Source organism: Halomonas litopenaei, assembly GCF_017303055.1.
In the GTDB taxonomy this organism is placed as follows: Bacteria; Pseudomonadota; Gammaproteobacteria; order Pseudomonadales; family Halomonadaceae; genus Halomonas; species Halomonas litopenaei_A.
On sequence record NZ_JAEKJT010000006.1, the window covers coordinates 228969 to 246686 of the forward strand.

The window sequence follows — 17718 nt, forward strand, 5'->3', positions numbered from 1 at the left end:
ACAGAGCGGATTTTGGAAGACTCGACAGACCTGACGGCGGTCCGTCATTTCCGGCGCCTGCGTATTCCAAGGCTTCCTGCTAGCCTCAGCGGTGGGCTGCTTGGCCAGAACGATCACGCTCCTTGAGCTGCAGCCAGAGCATCAAGCGCACTCGTATCTCCTGCAGCGCCTGCGCGTAGGCATTGTCACGCTCGATAGTCCTGGGATCACGGATATCCCAATACAGGTGCTCGTCCCGGCGGCCCTGCCAGTCTCGACAGCTTTCCTGTGCCTTGTCGCACAATACGATGACAGTATCGAAGTGCTGACCTGCAAAACTGCTGAGCGACTGGCTCGCCAACCCCTCGGTCGCAATGCCTTGCTCTCTCAACGCTTCCATTGCCTTGCGGTGTGGCTCGTCAGGCTCGGTTCCGGCGCTGAACGCCTCGAAATGTTCACCGGCAAGATGCCGCAGCAACGCCTCACCCATTAACGACCGAGCAGAATTCTGGTGGCAAAGAAACAGCACACGCTGCTTACCTGACGTAGATGACAATGACATGGAGGCGCCTCCTCATATATGAAATTTCATATATACGAGACAAAGATGTCAATCCCATGAACGTTGTGCGTACCGTCGAGATGACGGTGGCGCTTTCACGCTGGGGATAGGAGTGTGGAGATCAAGGCACCGAGAGGACCGAGAGGTCTGAGAGCCAAGAAGGCCGAGAGAAAAGGTGCGGGACAAGCATGAGCCAGGCTGCCCGAAAGCCTCCATCCGGAAGGCCTTCGGGCGTGCGGCCGGGTGTGACGGTCAGACCGCCCTGGACGTGACAGTCGGCTAAAGACTGACGATACGGTCACAGCTCTTGGTCACCAGGGCCTCGTCGTGGCTGACCAGCAGCAGGGCGCAATCACGCTCCTTGGCCAGCTCGACCAACAGCGCCACCGTCTCGCGCTGGGTCACCGGGTCAAGACGCGACGTCGGCTCGTCGGCAAACAGGAAGACGGGATCCAGCAACAGGGCACGCAGGATGGAAAAACGCTGGAGCTCTCCTCCCGACATTTCCCCTGGCCTGCGATCGAGCAACGCCGGCGCCAGCCCCAGTCGTTCAAGCATCGGAGCAATTCTTGCGCTGTCGAGGCGGTGCAGTCGGCACACGTCGTCGATCAGCGTGCCCATTGTCCAGTACGGTGCAAAGGCTGCAGGAGGATCCTGGTACAGCTTGAGAAAACGGCTCGGCTGCACCGAGGGATCACGCCAAAGCTCGCCCTCATCCGGTGCCACCAGCCCCAGCAGTACATCCCCCAGGCTGCTCTTGCCGCTACCGCTCGGGCCGCTCACTCCGACGATGTCGCCTCGGCGAAACGCCAGATTCAGGTCCTTGAACAGCACGCGCCCCCCTCTGGACTTGCCAAGGGCACTGGCACTGAGGACGGCCCCCGGCGGCGGCGTGCACGAGAGCGTTGGAGCTGAGCGCTCGATGGCAGCCTGCTTGCGCTGCGGGTCGGTTGGCGCGGCTGTCGCTTCCGGCCAGCGTTCCGGCTGCGCCTCCATCAACTCGCGGCCATAGCCGCTGGTGGGTTGGCTCAGCACGCTATCGGCATCTCCTTGCTCCAGGCAGCGCCCCTTGCGCAGGATCATGACCTTGCCCCCGAGCTGACGTGCCACCTCGAAGTCGTGGGTAATCGTCAGCAACGCCCCATGGCTGCCCAACGCCTCCCGCAACAACGCCACCACCTCGTCACGACGGCCGCGATCCAGGCCCTTGGTCGGCTCGTCGGCGATCACGATCGGGGCGTTACCGGTTCTCGCCGCAGCGAAGGCGGCACGCTGGGCCATGCCTCCCGACATCTGCATCGGCAGCCGCGCGTAGCTGTCCTCAAGCCCCAGATGGGCAAGATCTCGACGCGTGGCCTGCTCAGCCTCGACGGTCGTAAGTCCGCCGACGAGCCGATGGCCTTCACCGATCTGCTCGCCAATCGCCATGATCGGATCCAGCGCACTCCAGGGCTCCTGGGGCAGCATGGCTAGCCGACGCCCCCACCAGCGACGCCGCTCGGACAGTGGCAGGCTCAGGACATCCTGCTGATCCACCCACACCTCTCCCGACACCTCGAGACTGCCCGGCAGGTTACCCATCAAGGCCTGGGCCAGCAGGCTCTTGCCTGAACCGGTCTGGCCGATCAAGGTCAATGGCTCGCCGGCCTTCAGCGCAAACGAGATCGGCTCGAGCAGCACTTCCGGGGCATCCCCAGCGGTGGTGACGCACAGCTCCTTGACCGTCATCATGGTGCTCATTTCGGCTCCTCCCCTGCCAGCAGAATGAACCCCAGCACCATCAGGAACAGCGCCAGTACCGGCTGAGCCAGGGCCCAGGGCGCTTCCTGGTAGTACGGAAAGAGCTCGGTCATCATCAGCCCCAGCTCCGCCGTGGGTGGCCGCAGCCCGATGCTGACAAACCCCAGAGACGACACCGCCAGGATCGCGGTGGCAGCACCAAAGGCAGCCAGCGTCATGACCTGAGGCCGCAGTGCAGGCCACAGGTGACGACGGAACAGATACACCCGGCCGAACCCGAGCAGCCGCGAGGCCTGCACCTGCGGCGAGGCCATCAGGCCCTGGGTCACGCTGCGCACCAGGCGAAACACCTCGACCCACAGCACCAGTGAGATCCCCAGGTAAAGGGTCCAGAAGCTGCCAGGAGCAATGGCCGCCAGCATCAGCACCAGCAGCAGGCCAGGCAAGGCCAGCACACAGTCAGCCAGGGCGCCGAGCAGACGATCGCCCCAGCCCCGGCGCCAGCCGGCGGCCACGCCAAGCACCAGCCCAATCGTGACCGCGCTGGCCACGCTCAGAAACGCCAGGCCCAGCGACAGGCGAACCGCCTCGGCCGTGCGTGCCAGCAAGCTTCGCCCAAGGTGGTCCGTACCCAGCGGATGCAGAGCTCCCGGGGCCTCGAGAGTGTGCATCAAATCCTGAGCATAGGGATCAGCACCGCCCAGCAGCGGGACGCCCCAACCGAACAGCATCAGCCCGACCAGCAGGCACAACCCCAACATCCGCGACGCCGGCAAACGACGGCGGAGCGCCAGCAAAGGAGTCATGGGACCTTGTCTCGTCAATGTCTTCATGCCAGCCGCCTCCTCGGGTCCAGCAACAAGGTGGCGATATCCACCAGCGTGTTGAGCAGCACAAAGCCCAGGCCCAGCACCAGAGCGGTACCTTGAATCATCGGCACATCGCGAGCGACCACGGCATGGACCAGCGCATGACCGATGCCGGGCCAGGCAAACAGTGACTCGATCACCACCACGCCTTCGATCAGATACACCAGTTGCACGCCGAGAAACGCCACCACAGGGACACTCAGATTGCGCAGGCCATGCCGGCGCAGGGTCTGCCACCCGGTGAGTCCCTTCAGTCGTGAAAACGCGTAGTAGTCGGAGCCAGCGACATCGGCCATCGCGTTGCGCGCCACCCGGCTCGATACCGCGGCGAGGCCAAGCCCTAGCGCCAACGACGGCAGCCACAGGTGGCTAAGGCTGCCGTGGCCAGCAGCGGGCAACCAGTGCAGGGTCAACGAGAACAGCACCACCAGTGCAATGCCGACGACAAAGGGCGGTAGCGAGCGCAGGCCAAGCGCCAGCGCCAGGCTGACTCGATCGAGCCAGCGCCCGGGGCGCAACCCGCTGGCCAGCCCCAGCGGCAGGCCCAGCACCAACGCCATGACCACCGCCGTCAGGGCTAGGGACAGGGAGTGGCCAAGCTGGTGAGACAGTTCCTGCACAACCGTTTCACCGCTGACCAGAGAGCGGCCAAGATCGAAGGAGGCAAGATCCATGAGCCACTGGAGATAGGCGGCCAGCGGTGACTGATCAAGGCCCAGCTCCTGCTGAACGGCCGCCGCGGCCTCGGCGTTGACCTGCTCATAGCCGTAGCGTCCTGCGGCAATCCGAAAGCTCATGTCGCCAGGCAGAGCCCGCGTCAACAGGTACGTCAGGCTCCCTACGACCCAGGCCACCAGCCCTGCTTGTACCAGTCGCTGTCCCAGCAGCGAGAGAATCGCTCTGCCCATCAAGCACCTCCCCGCAGTGGCCCAGCGAAGCGTATTGGATCGGCGAAGCGTGTCGGTTCGGCGAAGATCGAGACCGGGCCCAGCGACACGGCGGGCAGGTCAAGCGGTTTACTCACTATCACTGCGCCCACTCCAACTCGCTGATGCGATAGCTACGATCAAACGGATCCAGCTCGAACCCTTCAAGAGCTGCGTTGACGGCGGCGGTCTGCACGTACCAGGCGATCGGAATCACTGGCAGCTCCCGATGCAGTACCTCAGCCGCCTGACCGGCAAGCGCTTCCCAGGTAGCGCCATCGGTGGCCGCCTGCATCTCGCCGAGCAGCACGTCAAGGGTACGACTGGACCAATTCATCGCCCCCCAGTCTCCGCCGACTTGGCCTGAACTGTAGTCCTGGAGCATGATGGGCAAGGGATCGGGCACCAGACCGAAGTTGCGTGCCATCAGCCCCATGTCGAGACTGCCGTCATGGTGGCGGGAAGGAATCTCGCTGGAATTGGCGACATCCACGGTCACCTCGATCCCCACCTCTGCGAGCTGAGCCTGCAGCGCCGTAGCGATCAAGGGCAGCTCCGGGCGATCGGAGAAGGTCGTCAGCGTCAGCGCCAGCCTCTCGCCGTCTCGGGTCAGAACGCCATCCTGACCTGGTGTCCAGCCATCCTCCGCCAGCAGCCGTCGCGCCTCGTCCAGGTCCTGCGTCAAGGGGGCAAGTCCGTCCAGATGCCAGCCCGCCACGCCCGGCGGCATCATCTGATTGGCCATGGCATCGTCACTGCGCAGAATGCCCCGAGCAATGCCCTCACGCTGGATCGCCATGCTGACGGCCCGCCGCACCTGCGGGGAATCCAGGCCAGGACGCGCAGCGTTGAGCTTCAACAAAACGGTGCGAGGAATCGGCACCGCCATGACCTCGACGTTGGGCGCACGGCTCAGCCTCGCCTGACTGGCAGCATCCAGGGTCAGCACGATATCCGCGTCGCCCGACTGTGCCATCAGCGAGCGTGTTTCACCTCGTGGCGCCGCCAGATAGCTGGCTTCGGCGATGCTCGGTGGTTCTCCCCAGTACGCGTCAAAGCGAGTCGTGGTCAGGCGCTGTGGTGTCTCGACGGTCGCTACCTGGTAGGGGCCAGTGGCCACGTAGGCCACCACCCGCCCGTCCTGGTCATAGGCAGATGGCGCAAGAATCTGGGTGGAGTAATGACTCAGCAGGGCAGGTAGCGCGCCGTAAGGGGCATCCAACGTCAATACCAGCTCGTCTTCGTCGACAGCCACCTGGCTGATGCTCGCCTGAGACAGCACCCCCGGCTCACCGAGAGTGCGCTCAAGGGACTGGGCCACGGTCTCCGGCGTCATGGGACTGCCATCGTGAAACTCCACCCCCTGGCGCAGACGGAAGCGCCACTCGAGGCCGCTGTCATCGACCTGCCAGTCGGTGGCAAGGCCAGCGATCAACTCACCGTCAAGGGCAACATCAACCAGCGTCTCGCCCACCTCCATGCGGCCAAAGATGTGGCCCGACTGGGTCGGCTCGATGCTGCCCACTTCCCAGGGGGCTACTACATCCACCCGGCCATCGGCCGCTTGAGCCGTGCTCAGCGCAGCCGCAGACAGGCTGGCAGCGAGCAAGCCTGAGGCCTTTCCGGCACCAGCCAGCATCTTGAGAACAGGCGTTCGCCCCTCCTTCGATCGTGAACTCCGCAGCATGAATGCGTCCTCTTCGTGTTTGCAGGCCAAAAATTTTCGCGATGTTATAACATCAAGAGGGTTGGCAGAAGGCCACGGTGACATTTGTCCAAGGGTACATAGCGTCCAACTCAGCAGACGCCCCCTGGCGAACGCCCGAAGCAGCACAAGACACCGCATAGCAAGGCGTCTCGGGGAGCGCTAGGCTGAGGCACTACCCTCAACCATGACGGATAGCACATGAACCCCGGCCAGTTTCCACTGGATCAGTACCTCGACCGAGTGGGACTGGCAGCCAGCGCTTCCCCCACGGAAGACTTCCTGGCCGACATCCAGCGTGCCCAGGTGACCCACCTGCCCTTTGAAAACTTCGATATCTGCCTGGGCCGTGGCGTCGACGTCAGCGCGGACGCCATCGTCCGCAAGCTGGTGCATCAGCCACGGGGAGGTTACTGCTTCGAGCTCAACGGCCTGCTGCTGATGGCACTTCACGCCTGCGGTTTCCGCGCCCGAGCGATACTGGCGCGAGTCCACCTGTCAGGGACTCCGACAGGGCGCAGCCACCAGTTGGCCCTGGTCTCGCTGGGCAAGCAGCAATGGCTGGTGGATACCGGCTTTGGCGCCAACACCCCCAGAGCGCCCATCCGCCTGGAGCCTGGCCTGACCCAACAGCACGGTGACCAGTCTCTGCGCCTGCTTGAGGACCCCCAGTTTGGAGTGATGCTGCAGTCACAGCTCGATGGCCAGTGGGTGGACCTCTACAGTAGCGACCTGTCGACCGTCTGCGCCGGCGATATTCAGATCGCTAATCACTTCACCTCGACCTGGCCGGGACTGCATTTCACCACCTCACGGATGGCGTCCCTTGTCACCCAGGAGGGCTTGGTCACCCTGTCGAACTTCAACCTGCGAGAACATCGACACGGCATCCTTCACGAATCCACCGTGGCGGCTGGCGAGGACTACCTGTCCGCCTTGAGCCAACACTTTGGTATCGAGCTGGACGCTGAATACGAGGCCTTGGCACCGTTACAGCCCTGAACCGACGCTGCCCATGTCCAGCAGGTGCGGTGGCACCCGGCCAAACCTCGCTGTCGTTTCCAACACATTGTCCTTTATTCGGCGCACCTCCCTGTTTTTCATCACGCTGCCCCCTCGCAGCAGTCGCCAACGGGGGGCATTCCGTGTTGAACTATGCCCCGACCCTTTGTTTGCCAATGGATTTGGAAAGGAGCCTGCCTTCTATGTTCAATCGCCTCGCGTCCGGACTGCGTACCGCCGGTGCCCTCAGCCTGATGGCCCTGTCTCCCCTGGCCGCGGCCCAGAGCACCGGTAACGCCGGACCCGCCGTCAACACCGAGACGTTTCAGTCCTGGGAAGTCAATTGCCCGGTCAACCGTGCTGACGGCGCCTGCTCCATGACCCAGCTGGTCGATGGCGCCGACGGGGAGCCCGTCCTGCGCGTTGTTGTGGGTAACCCTGCGCAGCTGGATAGCTCCGCCATGACCTTCCTGGTGCCCCTGGGCGTGCGTCTGGCCCCCGGTCTGCAGCTCCAGGTCGACTCCAACCAGCCCGTTGGCATGCCGTATCAGGTCTGCGTGCCGCAGGGCTGCCGCGCCGATATTCCTCTCCAGCCGCAGCTGCTTAACCAGCTCAAGGCCGGTAACTCGGCGACCGTCAGCATCGTCAACCCGCGTGGACAGCGCCAGGATCTGAACGTGTCGCTGATGGGCTTCAGCGCCGCCAAGGACCGCGTCGACCAGAACTGATTGCCCGCCCCGATCTATGGGGCCAATCGATCGACACGGCACATCACTCTGGTGTCAGGGTGATGTGCCGGGCCACCTTCCCCGCTCGATCACCCCGTCCCGCTACGTCCGCCGCTGAGCGCATGCTTTTCCCCGCCTTGCTCTGACCCCGTCGCGCGCTCGCCTTGCCATCTTCATGGCCCCTCCGCGCCCAGGCTCGTCGAACTTTCCTGAACACGGCGGTCATTGCGCCCTTCTTTTGAGCGAAAGTGGCACAAAACATCAGCGGAATCTTGCCTATCCTGTTCCTCTGGAGGCGTTGTCTGATCCCCTCCGTGACGCCTTAAAGAGGCGCCATTACAAGACGCCATAACAAGACGCCGAGGAGAAGACCGTGATTACCCTGACCATCAATGACGAGCAACACTCGCTGGATCTTCCTGAACAGATGCCTTTGCTGTGGGCGCTGCGCGATGTGGTCGCACTGACCGGCACCAGGTTCGGCTGCGGCATGGGCCTGTGCGGCGCCTGCACCGTACACCTGGATGGGGTGGCGGTGCGCTCCTGCGTCACCCCGTTGTCTGCTGCGGTGGACAAGCAGGTCACCACCATCGAAGCCATGGCCACCGATCCGGTCGGTCGCGAGGTACAGAAGGCATGGCTGGACGCAGGCGTCGCCCAGTGCGGCTATTGTCAGGCAGGCCAGATCATGAGCGCCACCGCGCTGCTCAAGGACAACGCCAGCCCCTCAGACGACGAGATCATCAGCGCCATGGGCGGCAATATCTGTCGTTGCGGTACCTATAACCGCATTCGCACGGCCATTCACCGGGCCGCCGACAGCGGCTCCCCTCAACAAGCAGCCAAGGCGTCTCGCAACGAGAGGGGGCAGGCATGAACCAGACCGCCGCGACCCTGCTACTGGCCAACGTCTCGCGCCGCCGCTTTCTGCAAGGGCTGTCGGCAGGCACCGCCCTGGTACTGGCGGCTCGCTGGGACCTTGCCCTGTCCGCCGACGAGCAGCAGTACGGCGCCGCCGCGATGCCCTACGGCTGGGTCGACAATCCCAATGTGTTTATCCAGATCGATGACGATGGCAGTGTCAGCGTGACCAACCACCGCGCCGAAATGGGACAGGGCATCCGCACCAGCCTGGTGATGGTGGCCGCCGACGAGCTGGGCGCCGACTGGCGCCGGGTCAAGGCCTTGCAGGCCCCGGGGGACTCCGAGCGATTTGGCAACCAGGACACCGACGGCTCGCGGAGCATGCGCCATTGGTTCGACCCCATGCGCCGGGCTGCAGCAGCGGCACGCACCATGCTCGAACAGGCCGCGGCAGCACGCTGGGACGTTCCCCCGGACGAGTGCCGAGCAGGCGTCCATGTCGTGATCCACAGGCCCAGCGGTCGCGAACTTGGCTTCGGCGAGCTGGCCGCCGCCGCCCGCGAGCTGGACATTCCCGCGCGGGATAGCCTCACCCTCAAGCCTGCCAGCGAGTGGCGATGGATAGGCAAGTCGATGGGGCCGAGCCACGATGGTGACCCTGACCAGCTCGAGCGCGCCCCCGCCGTTGACGGAGAAGACATCGTGACCGGCAAGGCCATCTACGGCGGCGATGTCCGGCTGCCCGACATGGCCTATGCGGTGATCGCCCGGCCCGCCGTGCTGGGCGCCAGGGTCGCCAGCGTCGACGACAGCGCCACCCTGGAGATCCCGGGTGTGATCAAGACCGTCACCCTCGACGGTACGTCACAGCCATCGGCCTTCCATCCCCTGGGCGGGGTCGGCGTCATTGCCAGCAACACCTGGGCCGCCATCGAAGGACGCAAGGCGCTCAAGATCGAGTGGGACACCGACGGCGTCGAGGCTAACGCCGGCTACGATACCGATCGCTATCGCGAGATGCTCGAGGAACGAGCCGACTCCCCCGGCAAGGTGCTCAGGGCCAGCGGTGATATCGAGACGGCGCTGACCGACGCCGAGTCGCGCCACACTGCCACCTACTTCATGCCACACCTGGCCCACGCCACCATGGAGCCACCGGTGGCCATCGCCCGGGTCGTCGATGGAGCGGTCGATACCTGGGCTCCGGTACAGGATCCCCAGAGCGCCAGGGACGAAGTGGCCAGGCAGCTCGGCATCGACGGCGCCAACGTCAGTGTGCATCAGACGCTTCTGGGCGGCGGTTTTGGACGCAAGGCAAAGCCAGACTTCGTGGTCGAGGCCGCCCACCTGAGCCGCGCCCTCGACGGCCGCCCGGTGCAGCTCCAGTGGACCCGCGAGGACGATCTGCACCATACCTACTTCCACGCCCTGTCCATCGACCGGCTTGAGGCCGGATTGGACGCCGACGGCAAGGTTCAGGGCTGGCGCCATCGCACGCTGGCGCCAACCATCATGTCGATCTTCAAGGAAGACCCCAAGTACAAGGCGACCTACGAGCTCGGCATGGGCTTGACCCCGCTGCCCTTCGACATCCCCCACCTGTCACTGGAAAACGGTGAAGCGCCGGCCCACAAGCGCATCGGCTGGTTCCGCTCGGTGGTCAACCTGCCCCACGCCTTCGCCATCCAGAGTTTCGTCGCTGAACTGGCCGCCAGTGCGGGTCGTGACCATCGCGATTACCTGCTGGAGTTGCTGGGCCCGGCACGCCAGATCGATCCCATGTCGGTCGGCGCCAGCTGGAACTATGGAGAGGACCCGGAACGCTACACCATCGACGTGGGACGCCTGCGTGGGGTCATTGAACGAGTGACAGAGGAAGCCGATTGGGGCAAGTCACTGCCCGAGGGACGCGGCCAGGGCCTAGCGGTGCACCACAGTTTCTGCTCCTACACGGCCATCGTGCTGGAGGTGGAGGTCAGCGAACAGGGCAGCGTCATCATTCATCAGGCCGACGTGGCCTTCGACTGTGGCCCCAGGGTCAACCCGGAGCGTATCCGCGCCCAGATGGAGGGTTCGGTGGTCATGGGGATAGGCATTGGCCTGCTCAACGAGATCAGCGCCAGGGACGGGCGCATCGAGCAGGACAACTTCCACCAGTATCTGCTGCCGCGCCAGTCCAACGCGCCGCGGGACGTTCGAGTACATCTGGTGGACAACCCCGATGCGCCCATGGGCGGAGTGGGCGAGCCAGGCCTCCCACCGGTGGCTCCGGCGTTGACCAACGCCATCTTCGCCGCCAGCGGAAAGCGCATCAGGACCCTGCCCGTGGGCAACCAGTTGAAGGGCTGACAGCAACCTGGAGCGAGCCCCTTGCGCGGAAACTTCCAGAAAAAAGCGAGCGGCCAGACTACCTTGAAAGGGTCGCCTGGCCGCCTGCTTGCCGTCAACGCCCACCGGATGAAGGAGCGTCTGGATGTCGATCGACTTCCTGCTTACCAGTCTTGTCGTAGTGCTTGTCCCCGGCACAGGGGTCATCTATACCCTGGCGACCGGTCTCGAGCGGGGTGAGAAGGCTAGCCTGGCAGCAGCGCTTGGGTGCACACTCGGCATTGTGCCATCCCTGGTTGCTGCTATCACCGGCGTTGCCGCCATCCTGCATACCAGCGCCCTGGCCTTTTCCGTGCTCAAGATCCTCGGCGTGATCTACCTGCTCTACATGGCCCTTTGCCTGGTGAAACAGGGGGGTGCCCTGGAACTCTCCGGCCAGTCCCCGTGCCAGCTATCGCTTGTCAGAATCGGTATCATCGGTGCCGTGATCAATGTCCTCAACCCCAAACTGTCGGTCTTCTTCCTGGCCTTTCTGCCGCAGTTCATCACCGCTGGAGAGAGGGTGTTCGAACAGATGCTTGGCCTCGGAGGCATCTTCATGCTGATGACCCTTATGGTCTTTTCAGCCTACGGGCTGGGGGCCGCCTGGATCAGACACCATGTCGAGCAACGTCCTGGAGTAATGACCGCCTTTCGGCGGTTGTTCGCGGGGACCTTCGTTGCCTTGAGTGCCAAGCTGGCTCTGGTGGAAAGATAACGGAGAGGCAGCTGCCGCCGCCCTCGCGACTTTTGCCGGAACTGTGTCCCAGGGCTGCCACGAGGGCATCAAGGCCAGGCAGTAGCAAGAGGGCTGTACAGGAGGCGGCGCCCCAGACGTTCTGGGCGCTAGCCTCCTCCATGTCCGAACCGAGCAATCGACGAGCGCAGGCGCTTGCAGGCAGCTCCTCAGAAATACCTCAGCGCGAGCGCACTTCGGTCCATAGCTGTTGCAGCATCGTCAGTGCCTCGCCCTCGATCAAGGGGGTGGTCACGAGGTGGTCGCTGGCCGTCGCATCCAGCTGGGACACCTCGCGCAGCGCTTCATCCACCATCGGCAGCGCGGCTTCATTTGGCGTCCTGTAGTACGCGTAGTTGGCTGCCTTGGCGGCGTTTTCCGGACGCATCATAAAGCTGATGAAGTCCTCGGCAAGCTCGGGATGTGGGGCTCGTGCGGGTACCACGAAGGTATCCACGCCAAGCTGAGCGCCTTCTTCCGGTGCGAAGAAGGCCAGGTCGCCGTAGATCTCGGGGGAGTCCGCCTTGCGGTAATCCACATCCCCACTGTAGGTCACCGCAATGGCGCTGACGCCGCGAGCGACCTGCTCCACTGCCGCCGTGCTATCGACAAAGCCCGTGAAGTTGTCACGCTCAAGGGTCTGACCGGCGAGCTTGGCGGCGTCGATCCAGGCCTCCTTGCCGGTACAGTCAAAACCGGCACCCTGGTAGGCACAGACCATGCCCAACGACACCTGAGGATCGCCGCCCAGCAGGGCGAAAGGCTGATCCGGGTTGACCGCCGGGTCGAACAGCACGCTCCAGGACGTCGGCAGCTCCTCGAACACTCGAGTGTCATAGACGATCCCTGTGACGCCCCACAGGTAGGGCACACTGTAGCGCTCGTCGGGGTCATAGGAGGGGTGACGGAAGGCCTCCATCAAGTGCTCACGTCCCTGGATGCGCTCGTCATCCAACTCCCGCACCAGTCCCGCATCGATCAGTCGCGTCACGTAATAGTCGGTCGGCACCACCACGTCATACTGAGCGTCACCGCCAGCGGCCAGCTTGGAGAACATCTCGGCATTGGAGGTGAAGTAGTTCTGCACGACCTCGACCTCGAACTCCTGCTCAAAGGCCTCGATCAGGGCCGGATCCATGTACTCCGTCCAGTTGAACAGGTACAGCTTGTCATTGTCCTGCGCCATCACTCCAGTACTTGCCAGGCCCAAGGCCGCCAGTGCTATCCATCGCTGCATGATATTGCCTCGTTGTTATTCAAGGTGAGGTGTACAGATCAAGGTGTGGCAGATGGCAGCGTCGAAGATCGAGGACGTCGCCTCATCTCCACTGCATCGTCAACGTTATACTGCACCGCCGACCCCCTGCGGTATATCAGTCTTCATGAATTCTCTGATAACGACAACGGTACTCGGGCACTGGCCTCTCCTTCCCTCTCCTTGCCCGGCCGGATTCGGCCCCTGCTACGCAGCTACATTCAGCAGCTACACTCAGATGGCGGTTGCCGCACGCGGCTGGGCGGCGCTCTCGCGAATGGGCCAGTGCAACGCCATGGCGACAAGGCTCATGGCCACACCACTCCACCACAAGCCTGCATAGCTTCCGGTCGTCTCGTACAGCCACCCGCCCAGCCATACTCCCGAGAAGCTGCCGACCTGATGACCGAGAAAGACCACTCCATACAAGGTAGCCATATATCGGGTACCGAACATGGTCGCCACCAGGCCCGTGGTGGGAGGCACCGTGGCTAGCCACAACAGTCCCATGACGCAGCTGAACACCCACACCGACCCCAAGCTGAGCGGCAGCAGCATAAACGCCGTGATTGCCACCGCTCGACCTGCGTAGATGGCGATCAGCACGCCGCGCATGGTGAACCTGCCCGACAACATGCCCGAGGCCAGCGATCCCACCACATTGCAAAGGCCAATCAGGCCAATGGACCAGGCAGCCACCTCAGGTGCGAAGCCTGCATCGGTCAGGAACGCCGGCATGTGTACCGTAATAAAGGCAACATGGTAGCCGCAGACAAAGAAGCCGATGGTCAGCAACCAGTAGGAAAGGTGGCCCCGCGCCAGCCCCAGGGTGGCGCGGAAGTCACGCTCGGCAAGCTCTGGGCTGACCTGGGCGGCAGCGGACGTGGCCCGGGACGAGGCCAGAGGCATGGCCAGCACCGCCATGGCCAGGGCCATCAGCGCCATGACATGCAGCGCCCCAGCCCAGCCAAAGGCACCGATCAACTGCTGGGCCACCGGTACCAGCAAGAACTGTCCCATGGACCCTGCTGCGGTACCGACGCCCAGCACCAGCTGACGCTGATGGGGAGCCACCGCTCTTGCCAAGGCAGGCAGCACGATACCGAAGGCGGTGCCTGCCACTCCAGCGCCTACCAGCAGCCCGGTACCCGTGTGCAGCGCCCACACCTCGGATACGCCGGCGGTCATCCACATGCCCGCGGCATACAACACGCTGCCGCCGATCAGCACCTTGACGTTGCCAAAACGGTCGGCCAGCCCGCCGGCCAGCACCGCGATGACACCCCAGGCAAGATTCTGAATCGCCAGGGCCAACCCCAGGGTATCTCGGCCCCAACCGTTGGCCTCGGTGATCGGCGAGACGAAGAGTCCAAAACTAGAGCGCAGCCCAAAGGACATCATCAGCAAGACACAGCCGCTGACAATCAACCACAGGCTGGAGGCAGGCAGACGTGGGAAAGACATGAAACAGGACTCGTCGACGGGTGAACCCAGATCATTACCCGTCTAACAAGTCACTGCAATACACCTTTTGCCGAGCCCCGAGAAACGTGGAAACACGCCCAAGGGGCCGGCAACAGACGATGTGTGCGCAGGGCCGCTACAGCACCACCGGAGCATCGAGTGCCGTGACCACTGCACGATCACGATTATAGATATCGGGCCTGAAGGCCAGGTGGCCATCGGCCTCCGGCTGCACGGTCCAGTAATTAAGCACCACGGGAATACGTCGCTGTAACGACACATTGCGGGTCTTGCCATCGCCGATCAGGCGGCTGACGCTAGCCGACGTATTGGAGTCATCAAACAACAGCTGGGCGAGCTCAGCCACCCCTTCCACCCGAATACAGCCGGAGCTCAAGGCCCGCTGGGTACGGTTGAACAGCCCCCGTGAAGGGGTGTCGTGAAGGTAGACCAGATGGTCATTGGGGAAGCGAATCACCACCCGACCCAACGGATTGCGTGGTCCAGCTCCCTGGCGCAGCATCACTCCACCGGGGCTCGACCAGTTCACTGAATAGGGATCAAGGCGCTGGCCGGAGGAAGACAGGGCCACCATGTCCCGGCTCGCCAGATAACCTGGGTCGCGCCGCACCTTGGGCAGGATATCCTCACGATAGATGGTGGGAGGCACTGTCCAGGTCGGATTGAGGGTCAGGTGAGTGATCTCGGAGCGCAGGGTCGGCGTCCGACGATAGGGCTGACCCACGACGATGCGAGATCGCCAGACGTTGCCATCGGGACGAAAGTAACTCAGCCGATACCCAGCGATATCCACCAGCACGAAGGACTCAGGCAAGCCATGCAGCAGCCAGCGTGCCCGTTCCAGGTTGGCGCGAATCTGGTCAATGCGGGTGCCCACGGTCATGTTGAGCGCGGCCTGGGTATTCGGTCCGACCACCCCGTCATCGGTCAGCAGATGACGCCGCTGGAAGCGACGCACCGCTGCGGCCAGGGGCTCATCGTAGACTTCCGCCTCGGGCGCTTGCAGATCAAGCTGCGGGTAGTGGGCAGTATCTGCCGCCATCACTTCCAGTTCACCGATCATGGCCAGGCGCTGCCTCAACAGCGCCACATCGGCGTCCCGGTCTCCCGGACGCAGCGGCGTTTCCCGTGCAGGCAAGAGCGGCCAGCCTCCCAAGCGCTCGATGTTGCGGTAGCGCGCCAGAGCCGAGCGCAGCTGGCGATAGGGCTCGAACGGAGGGCGTGCCATCTCGAGGGCGGCAGCAACATCGCCACGGTCCAGCTCACGGGAAAGCCTCACCAGGTCAAAGGCAGGGGGATCGACGTCCACTTCCCAGTCGTTATCGATCCTCAGCGGATCGACCTTGCCTCGCTGCAGGTGTGCCATGGCTGCCAGCAGCGTCTCGGTTGCCTTGACCTCAAAAGCCCCCGGAGTCGACAGGTCACTGGACTGAGCCTGGCTCAACAATGCCGCCGGCGCATAATCCTGCGGCGTCAGGCCGTCGTCATCCAGGTCTTCCAGCGCCGCGACCAGGGCATCTACCCGCTCCATATCCGTCCACACAGCGCGCTGGCCACGCAGTCCATAGAAGCGCTGGGCCATCTCGGATGCGCCGATCAGGCGGCCCGCAAGTGGGCCTGGCACTACGCCGCCGACATCTTGCAACGCTTCCTCGACGCTTCCCCCTTCCGCCGTGGAGGATGCCGACGAAAGTCCCGTCGCGGCAGGACCCGTCTCGCCGGTGCCATCATCACCGTCTACTGCCGCCCACGCCGGAGACACCAGCATGGCGTAACAAAGTGCTGCGGCAATGCCCTTCCCTGGCATTAGCCGCCGTACCACATTTGGGTTAAACATGACCTGAACTCCCTGCAACTTGACGTCAATACTGGCCATCCCGGGCGGTATTGTCATAATAGAGTCGTCGGTACGGTATTCCACCGACCCGACCTGTTTTACAGCATGTGTCACGACGACAGCGTATCGTCATAAAGTTAAGCGTACCGCTTACACGACCTTACGTCATGACACCTTGCGACGCTGCGACAGCGATGGCGTGTCGCCTTGAGATAGCGCAATGCACCGAGGCCATGGCCGGCCACCGCAGCCTTTGTCTCTTGGCTCCTGTCACGACGCCTGCAGCAGAACAGCGAGCTACGATCACCACCGACGCCACTGTATGTCCTCGGAGCCTTGATGAGCATGTCGACCCATTGTTCAGCCCCCTACCATCGCATGAAGACACGTCTCACCCATGCTCTAGTATTGACCCTGTGCGCCATTTTTGCGGCTCCTGCCAGCGCTCAGGATTTTATTCGCGACGCCACCCGGGAGGACCACTGGAACCACAACTCCCTCGAGCAGACCCTGGCGCGCCTGGCACCCAAGGCCAACCCGGGGGTTCTAAGTCTCGCCGCTCGCGCCATCAACTGCGCTGATCCTGATGCAGAGCGCCTGGCCGTGATCGATTTCTCGCTGCCGTCCACCGAACGCCGACTATGGGTCTTCGACCTGAAGCAGCCCCGCCTGATCTTTCGCGAATGGGTGAGCCACGGCAAGAACTCTGGCGACGCCGTGGCCAGCATGTTCTCGAACATTCCCGAAAGCTATCAGTCGAGCATCGGACTGTTTCGCACCATGAACAGCTATGTCGGCAGCAATGGCTATTCCCTGCGCCTGGAAGGACTGGAGCCGGGGGTCAACGACAACGCCTACGACCGCGCCATCGTCATGCACGGTGCCGACTACGTCAGCCAGGAATTCATTGAGCGAACCGGTCGAATCGGTCGCAGCCACGGCTGCCCGGCAGTCCGCAACGAGGTCGCCGTGCCGCTGATCAACAGTATTCGCGACAACCAGTATCTGTTCACCTACTATCCGGACCAGCGTTGGCTGAACAGCTCCGCCTACCTGCGCTGCCCACGTCAAGATCAGCAAGTCGCTGCGCTGTCGCGCTGATGACGCCTGCCCAGGATGCCAACGGCACGGAGTTTCCGTGCCGTGGCTCTCGATGGCGCACAGGCCCACTTGTCCCGCGTGACACCCACCTCGATCTGAAGCGCTATGCCTCTTCAGCCCTCCCTTCCCTAGCCTCCTTTTCCTCTTCCTTCTCCTTCTCTTCCCCTGCTCTACCTGTTCTACCTCCTCTACCCCACTGCAGCCAACAGCGACCATGGCATCTCGCCGAGCAACATCCACGTCATGGCGAGTGCGGTATAGGCTCGTCTCAAGGCGCCCAGCATCCCGCTGGGGGCACCCGCAAGGCGCACTCCGACCATGCATGGCGGCTAATGATGCACCGCATCGATGCACCGCGGGTCGCCACCCCCTGCACGCCAGCAGCGCAAAAAATCACAAACGACTGATTAGGCTGCGCTTATCCTTCACCGGCATTTCACTTGCTTCGCATCAACCAGTGTGTGCCGGACGTGGACCAGACCCCTCGGGGGTACGAGTGCGTCGGACCCGACCTTCAATGGCGAAGGCCAAACAAGTTCGCGTGTTCGTCCACCCTGGAGGA

The 17718-nt window shown here is 63.4% G+C and carries 14 protein-coding genes; 6 read left to right on the forward strand and 8 right to left on the reverse strand.

The features are described 5' to 3' along the window. Positions 1 to 85: 85 nt before the first annotated feature. The 5 genes from JF545_RS13615 to JF545_RS13635 all read right to left on the reverse strand — a co-directional run bounded on the left by JF545_RS13615 (position 86) and on the right by JF545_RS13635 (position 5763). Complete coding sequence (locus tag JF545_RS13615; RefSeq protein ID WP_206942913.1) at positions 86 to 541, reverse strand: arsenate reductase ArsC; 456 nt, start codon at positions 539 to 541, stop codon at positions 86 to 88. 279 nt (positions 542 to 820) lie between these two features. After that, the gene (locus JF545_RS13620) at positions 821 to 2281 is read right to left on the reverse strand and encodes an ABC transporter ATP-binding protein (RefSeq protein ID WP_206942916.1); all 1461 of its coding nucleotides are present in this window, start codon (positions 2279 to 2281) and stop codon (positions 821 to 823) included. After that, positions 2278 to 3114 carry an ABC transporter permease gene (locus JF545_RS13625; RefSeq protein WP_224908205.1) on the reverse strand — a complete coding sequence of 279 codons (837 nt, stop codon included), beginning with the start codon at positions 3112 to 3114 and terminating at the stop codon, positions 2278 to 2280. Before JF545_RS13625 ends, JF545_RS13620 begins: the two co-directional genes overlap by 4 nt. Continuing rightward, the gene (locus JF545_RS13630; RefSeq protein WP_206942917.1) at positions 3111 to 4058 is read right to left on the reverse strand and encodes an ABC transporter permease; all 948 of its coding nucleotides are present in this window, start codon (positions 4056 to 4058) and stop codon (positions 3111 to 3113) included. Before JF545_RS13630 ends, JF545_RS13625 begins: the two co-directional genes overlap by 4 nt. Positions 4059 to 4176: 118 nt before the next feature. Beyond that, on the reverse strand, positions 4177 to 5763 hold the full coding sequence (locus JF545_RS13635; RefSeq protein WP_242520865.1) for an ABC transporter substrate-binding protein: 1587 nt from the start codon (positions 5761 to 5763) through the stop codon (positions 4177 to 4179). Positions 5764 to 5982: 219 nt separating this feature from the next. On the opposite strand from JF545_RS13635, the gene JF545_RS13640 reads away from it, so the two are divergent. The 5 genes from JF545_RS13640 to JF545_RS13660 all read left to right on the forward strand — a co-directional run bounded on the left by JF545_RS13640 (position 5983) and on the right by JF545_RS13660 (position 11460). After that, positions 5983 to 6783, forward strand: coding sequence for an arylamine N-acetyltransferase family protein (locus JF545_RS13640; protein ID WP_206942919.1), 801 nt, complete (start codon positions 5983 to 5985; stop codon positions 6781 to 6783). A gap of 203 nt (positions 6784 to 6986) precedes the next feature. Next, positions 6987 to 7511 carry an invasion associated locus B family protein gene (locus tag JF545_RS13645; RefSeq protein WP_206942921.1) on the forward strand — a complete coding sequence of 175 codons (525 nt, stop codon included), beginning with the start codon at positions 6987 to 6989 and terminating at the stop codon, positions 7509 to 7511. 373 nt (positions 7512 to 7884) lie between these two features. Further along, positions 7885 to 8388, forward strand: a complete 504-nt coding sequence (locus tag JF545_RS13650; protein WP_206942923.1) for a (2Fe-2S)-binding protein — start codon at positions 7885 to 7887, stop codon at positions 8386 to 8388. Beyond that, positions 8385 to 10724, forward strand: a complete 2340-nt coding sequence (locus JF545_RS13655; protein WP_206942925.1) for a xanthine dehydrogenase family protein molybdopterin-binding subunit — start codon at positions 8385 to 8387, stop codon at positions 10722 to 10724. Before JF545_RS13650 ends, JF545_RS13655 begins: the two co-directional genes overlap by 4 nt. A gap of 124 nt (positions 10725 to 10848) precedes the next feature. After that, complete coding sequence (locus JF545_RS13660) at positions 10849 to 11460, forward strand: LysE family translocator (RefSeq protein WP_206942927.1); 612 nt, start codon at positions 10849 to 10851, stop codon at positions 11458 to 11460. Between the two features lie 199 nt (positions 11461 to 11659). Here JF545_RS13660 and JF545_RS13665 read toward each other — a convergent pair whose 3' ends face one another. The 3 genes from JF545_RS13665 to JF545_RS13675 form a co-directional block, all read right to left on the reverse strand. Next, positions 11660 to 12715: a polyamine ABC transporter substrate-binding protein gene (locus JF545_RS13665; protein ID WP_206942929.1), complete on the reverse strand. Its 1056-nt coding sequence runs from the start codon at positions 12713 to 12715 to the stop codon at positions 11660 to 11662. A gap of 252 nt (positions 12716 to 12967) precedes the next feature. Continuing rightward, positions 12968 to 14197, reverse strand: coding sequence for an MFS transporter (locus JF545_RS13670; protein ID WP_206942931.1), 1230 nt, complete (start codon positions 14195 to 14197; stop codon positions 12968 to 12970). 136 nt (positions 14198 to 14333) lie between these two features. Further along, complete coding sequence (locus JF545_RS13675) at positions 14334 to 16055, reverse strand: L,D-transpeptidase family protein (RefSeq protein WP_242520866.1); 1722 nt, start codon at positions 16053 to 16055, stop codon at positions 14334 to 14336. 345 nt (positions 16056 to 16400) lie between these two features. Here JF545_RS13675 and JF545_RS13680 point away from each other — a divergent pair, with 345 nt between their 5' ends. After that, on the forward strand, positions 16401 to 17156 hold the full coding sequence (locus JF545_RS13680; protein WP_374107041.1) for a murein L,D-transpeptidase catalytic domain family protein: 756 nt from the start codon (positions 16401 to 16403) through the stop codon (positions 17154 to 17156). Positions 17157 to 17718: the final 562 nt, after the last annotated feature.

Excerpts from the sequence above, each read along its gene's own strand:
- JF545_RS13615 (WP_206942913.1), bottom strand. The coding sequence starts at position 541 with ATGTCATTGTCATCTACGTCAGGTAAGCAGCGTGTGCTGTTTCTTTGC.
- JF545_RS13620 (WP_206942916.1), bottom strand. The coding sequence starts at position 2,281 with ATGAGCACCATGATGACGGTCAAGGAGCTGTGCGTCACCACCGCTGGG.
- JF545_RS13670 (WP_206942931.1), bottom strand. The coding sequence starts at position 14,197 with ATGTCTTTCCCACGTCTGCCTGCCTCCAGCCTGTGGTTGATTGTCAGC.
- JF545_RS13635 (WP_242520865.1), bottom strand. The coding sequence starts at position 5,763 with ATGCTGCGGAGTTCACGATCGAAGGAGGGGCGAACGCCTGTTCTCAAG.
- JF545_RS13625 (WP_224908205.1), bottom strand. The coding sequence starts at position 3,114 with ATGAAGACATTGACGAGACAAGGTCCCATGACTCCTTTGCTGGCGCTC.
- JF545_RS13630 (WP_206942917.1), bottom strand. The coding sequence starts at position 4,058 with ATGGGCAGAGCGATTCTCTCGCTGCTGGGACAGCGACTGGTACAAGCA.
- JF545_RS13675 (WP_242520866.1), bottom strand. The coding sequence starts at position 16,055 with ATGTTTAACCCAAATGTGGTACGGCGGCTAATGCCAGGGAAGGGCATT.
- JF545_RS13665 (WP_206942929.1), bottom strand. The coding sequence starts at position 12,715 with ATGCAGCGATGGATAGCACTGGCGGCCTTGGGCCTGGCAAGTACTGGA.
- JF545_RS13655 (WP_206942925.1), top strand. The coding sequence starts at position 8,385 with ATGAACCAGACCGCCGCGACCCTGCTACTGGCCAACGTCTCGCGCCGC.
- JF545_RS13680 (WP_374107041.1), top strand. The coding sequence starts at position 16,401 with ATGTCGACCCATTGTTCAGCCCCCTACCATCGCATGAAGACACGTCTC.
- JF545_RS13640 (WP_206942919.1), top strand. The coding sequence starts at position 5,983 with ATGAACCCCGGCCAGTTTCCACTGGATCAGTACCTCGACCGAGTGGGA.
- JF545_RS13645 (WP_206942921.1), top strand. The coding sequence starts at position 6,987 with ATGTTCAATCGCCTCGCGTCCGGACTGCGTACCGCCGGTGCCCTCAGC.
- JF545_RS13660 (WP_206942927.1), top strand. The coding sequence starts at position 10,849 with ATGTCGATCGACTTCCTGCTTACCAGTCTTGTCGTAGTGCTTGTCCCC.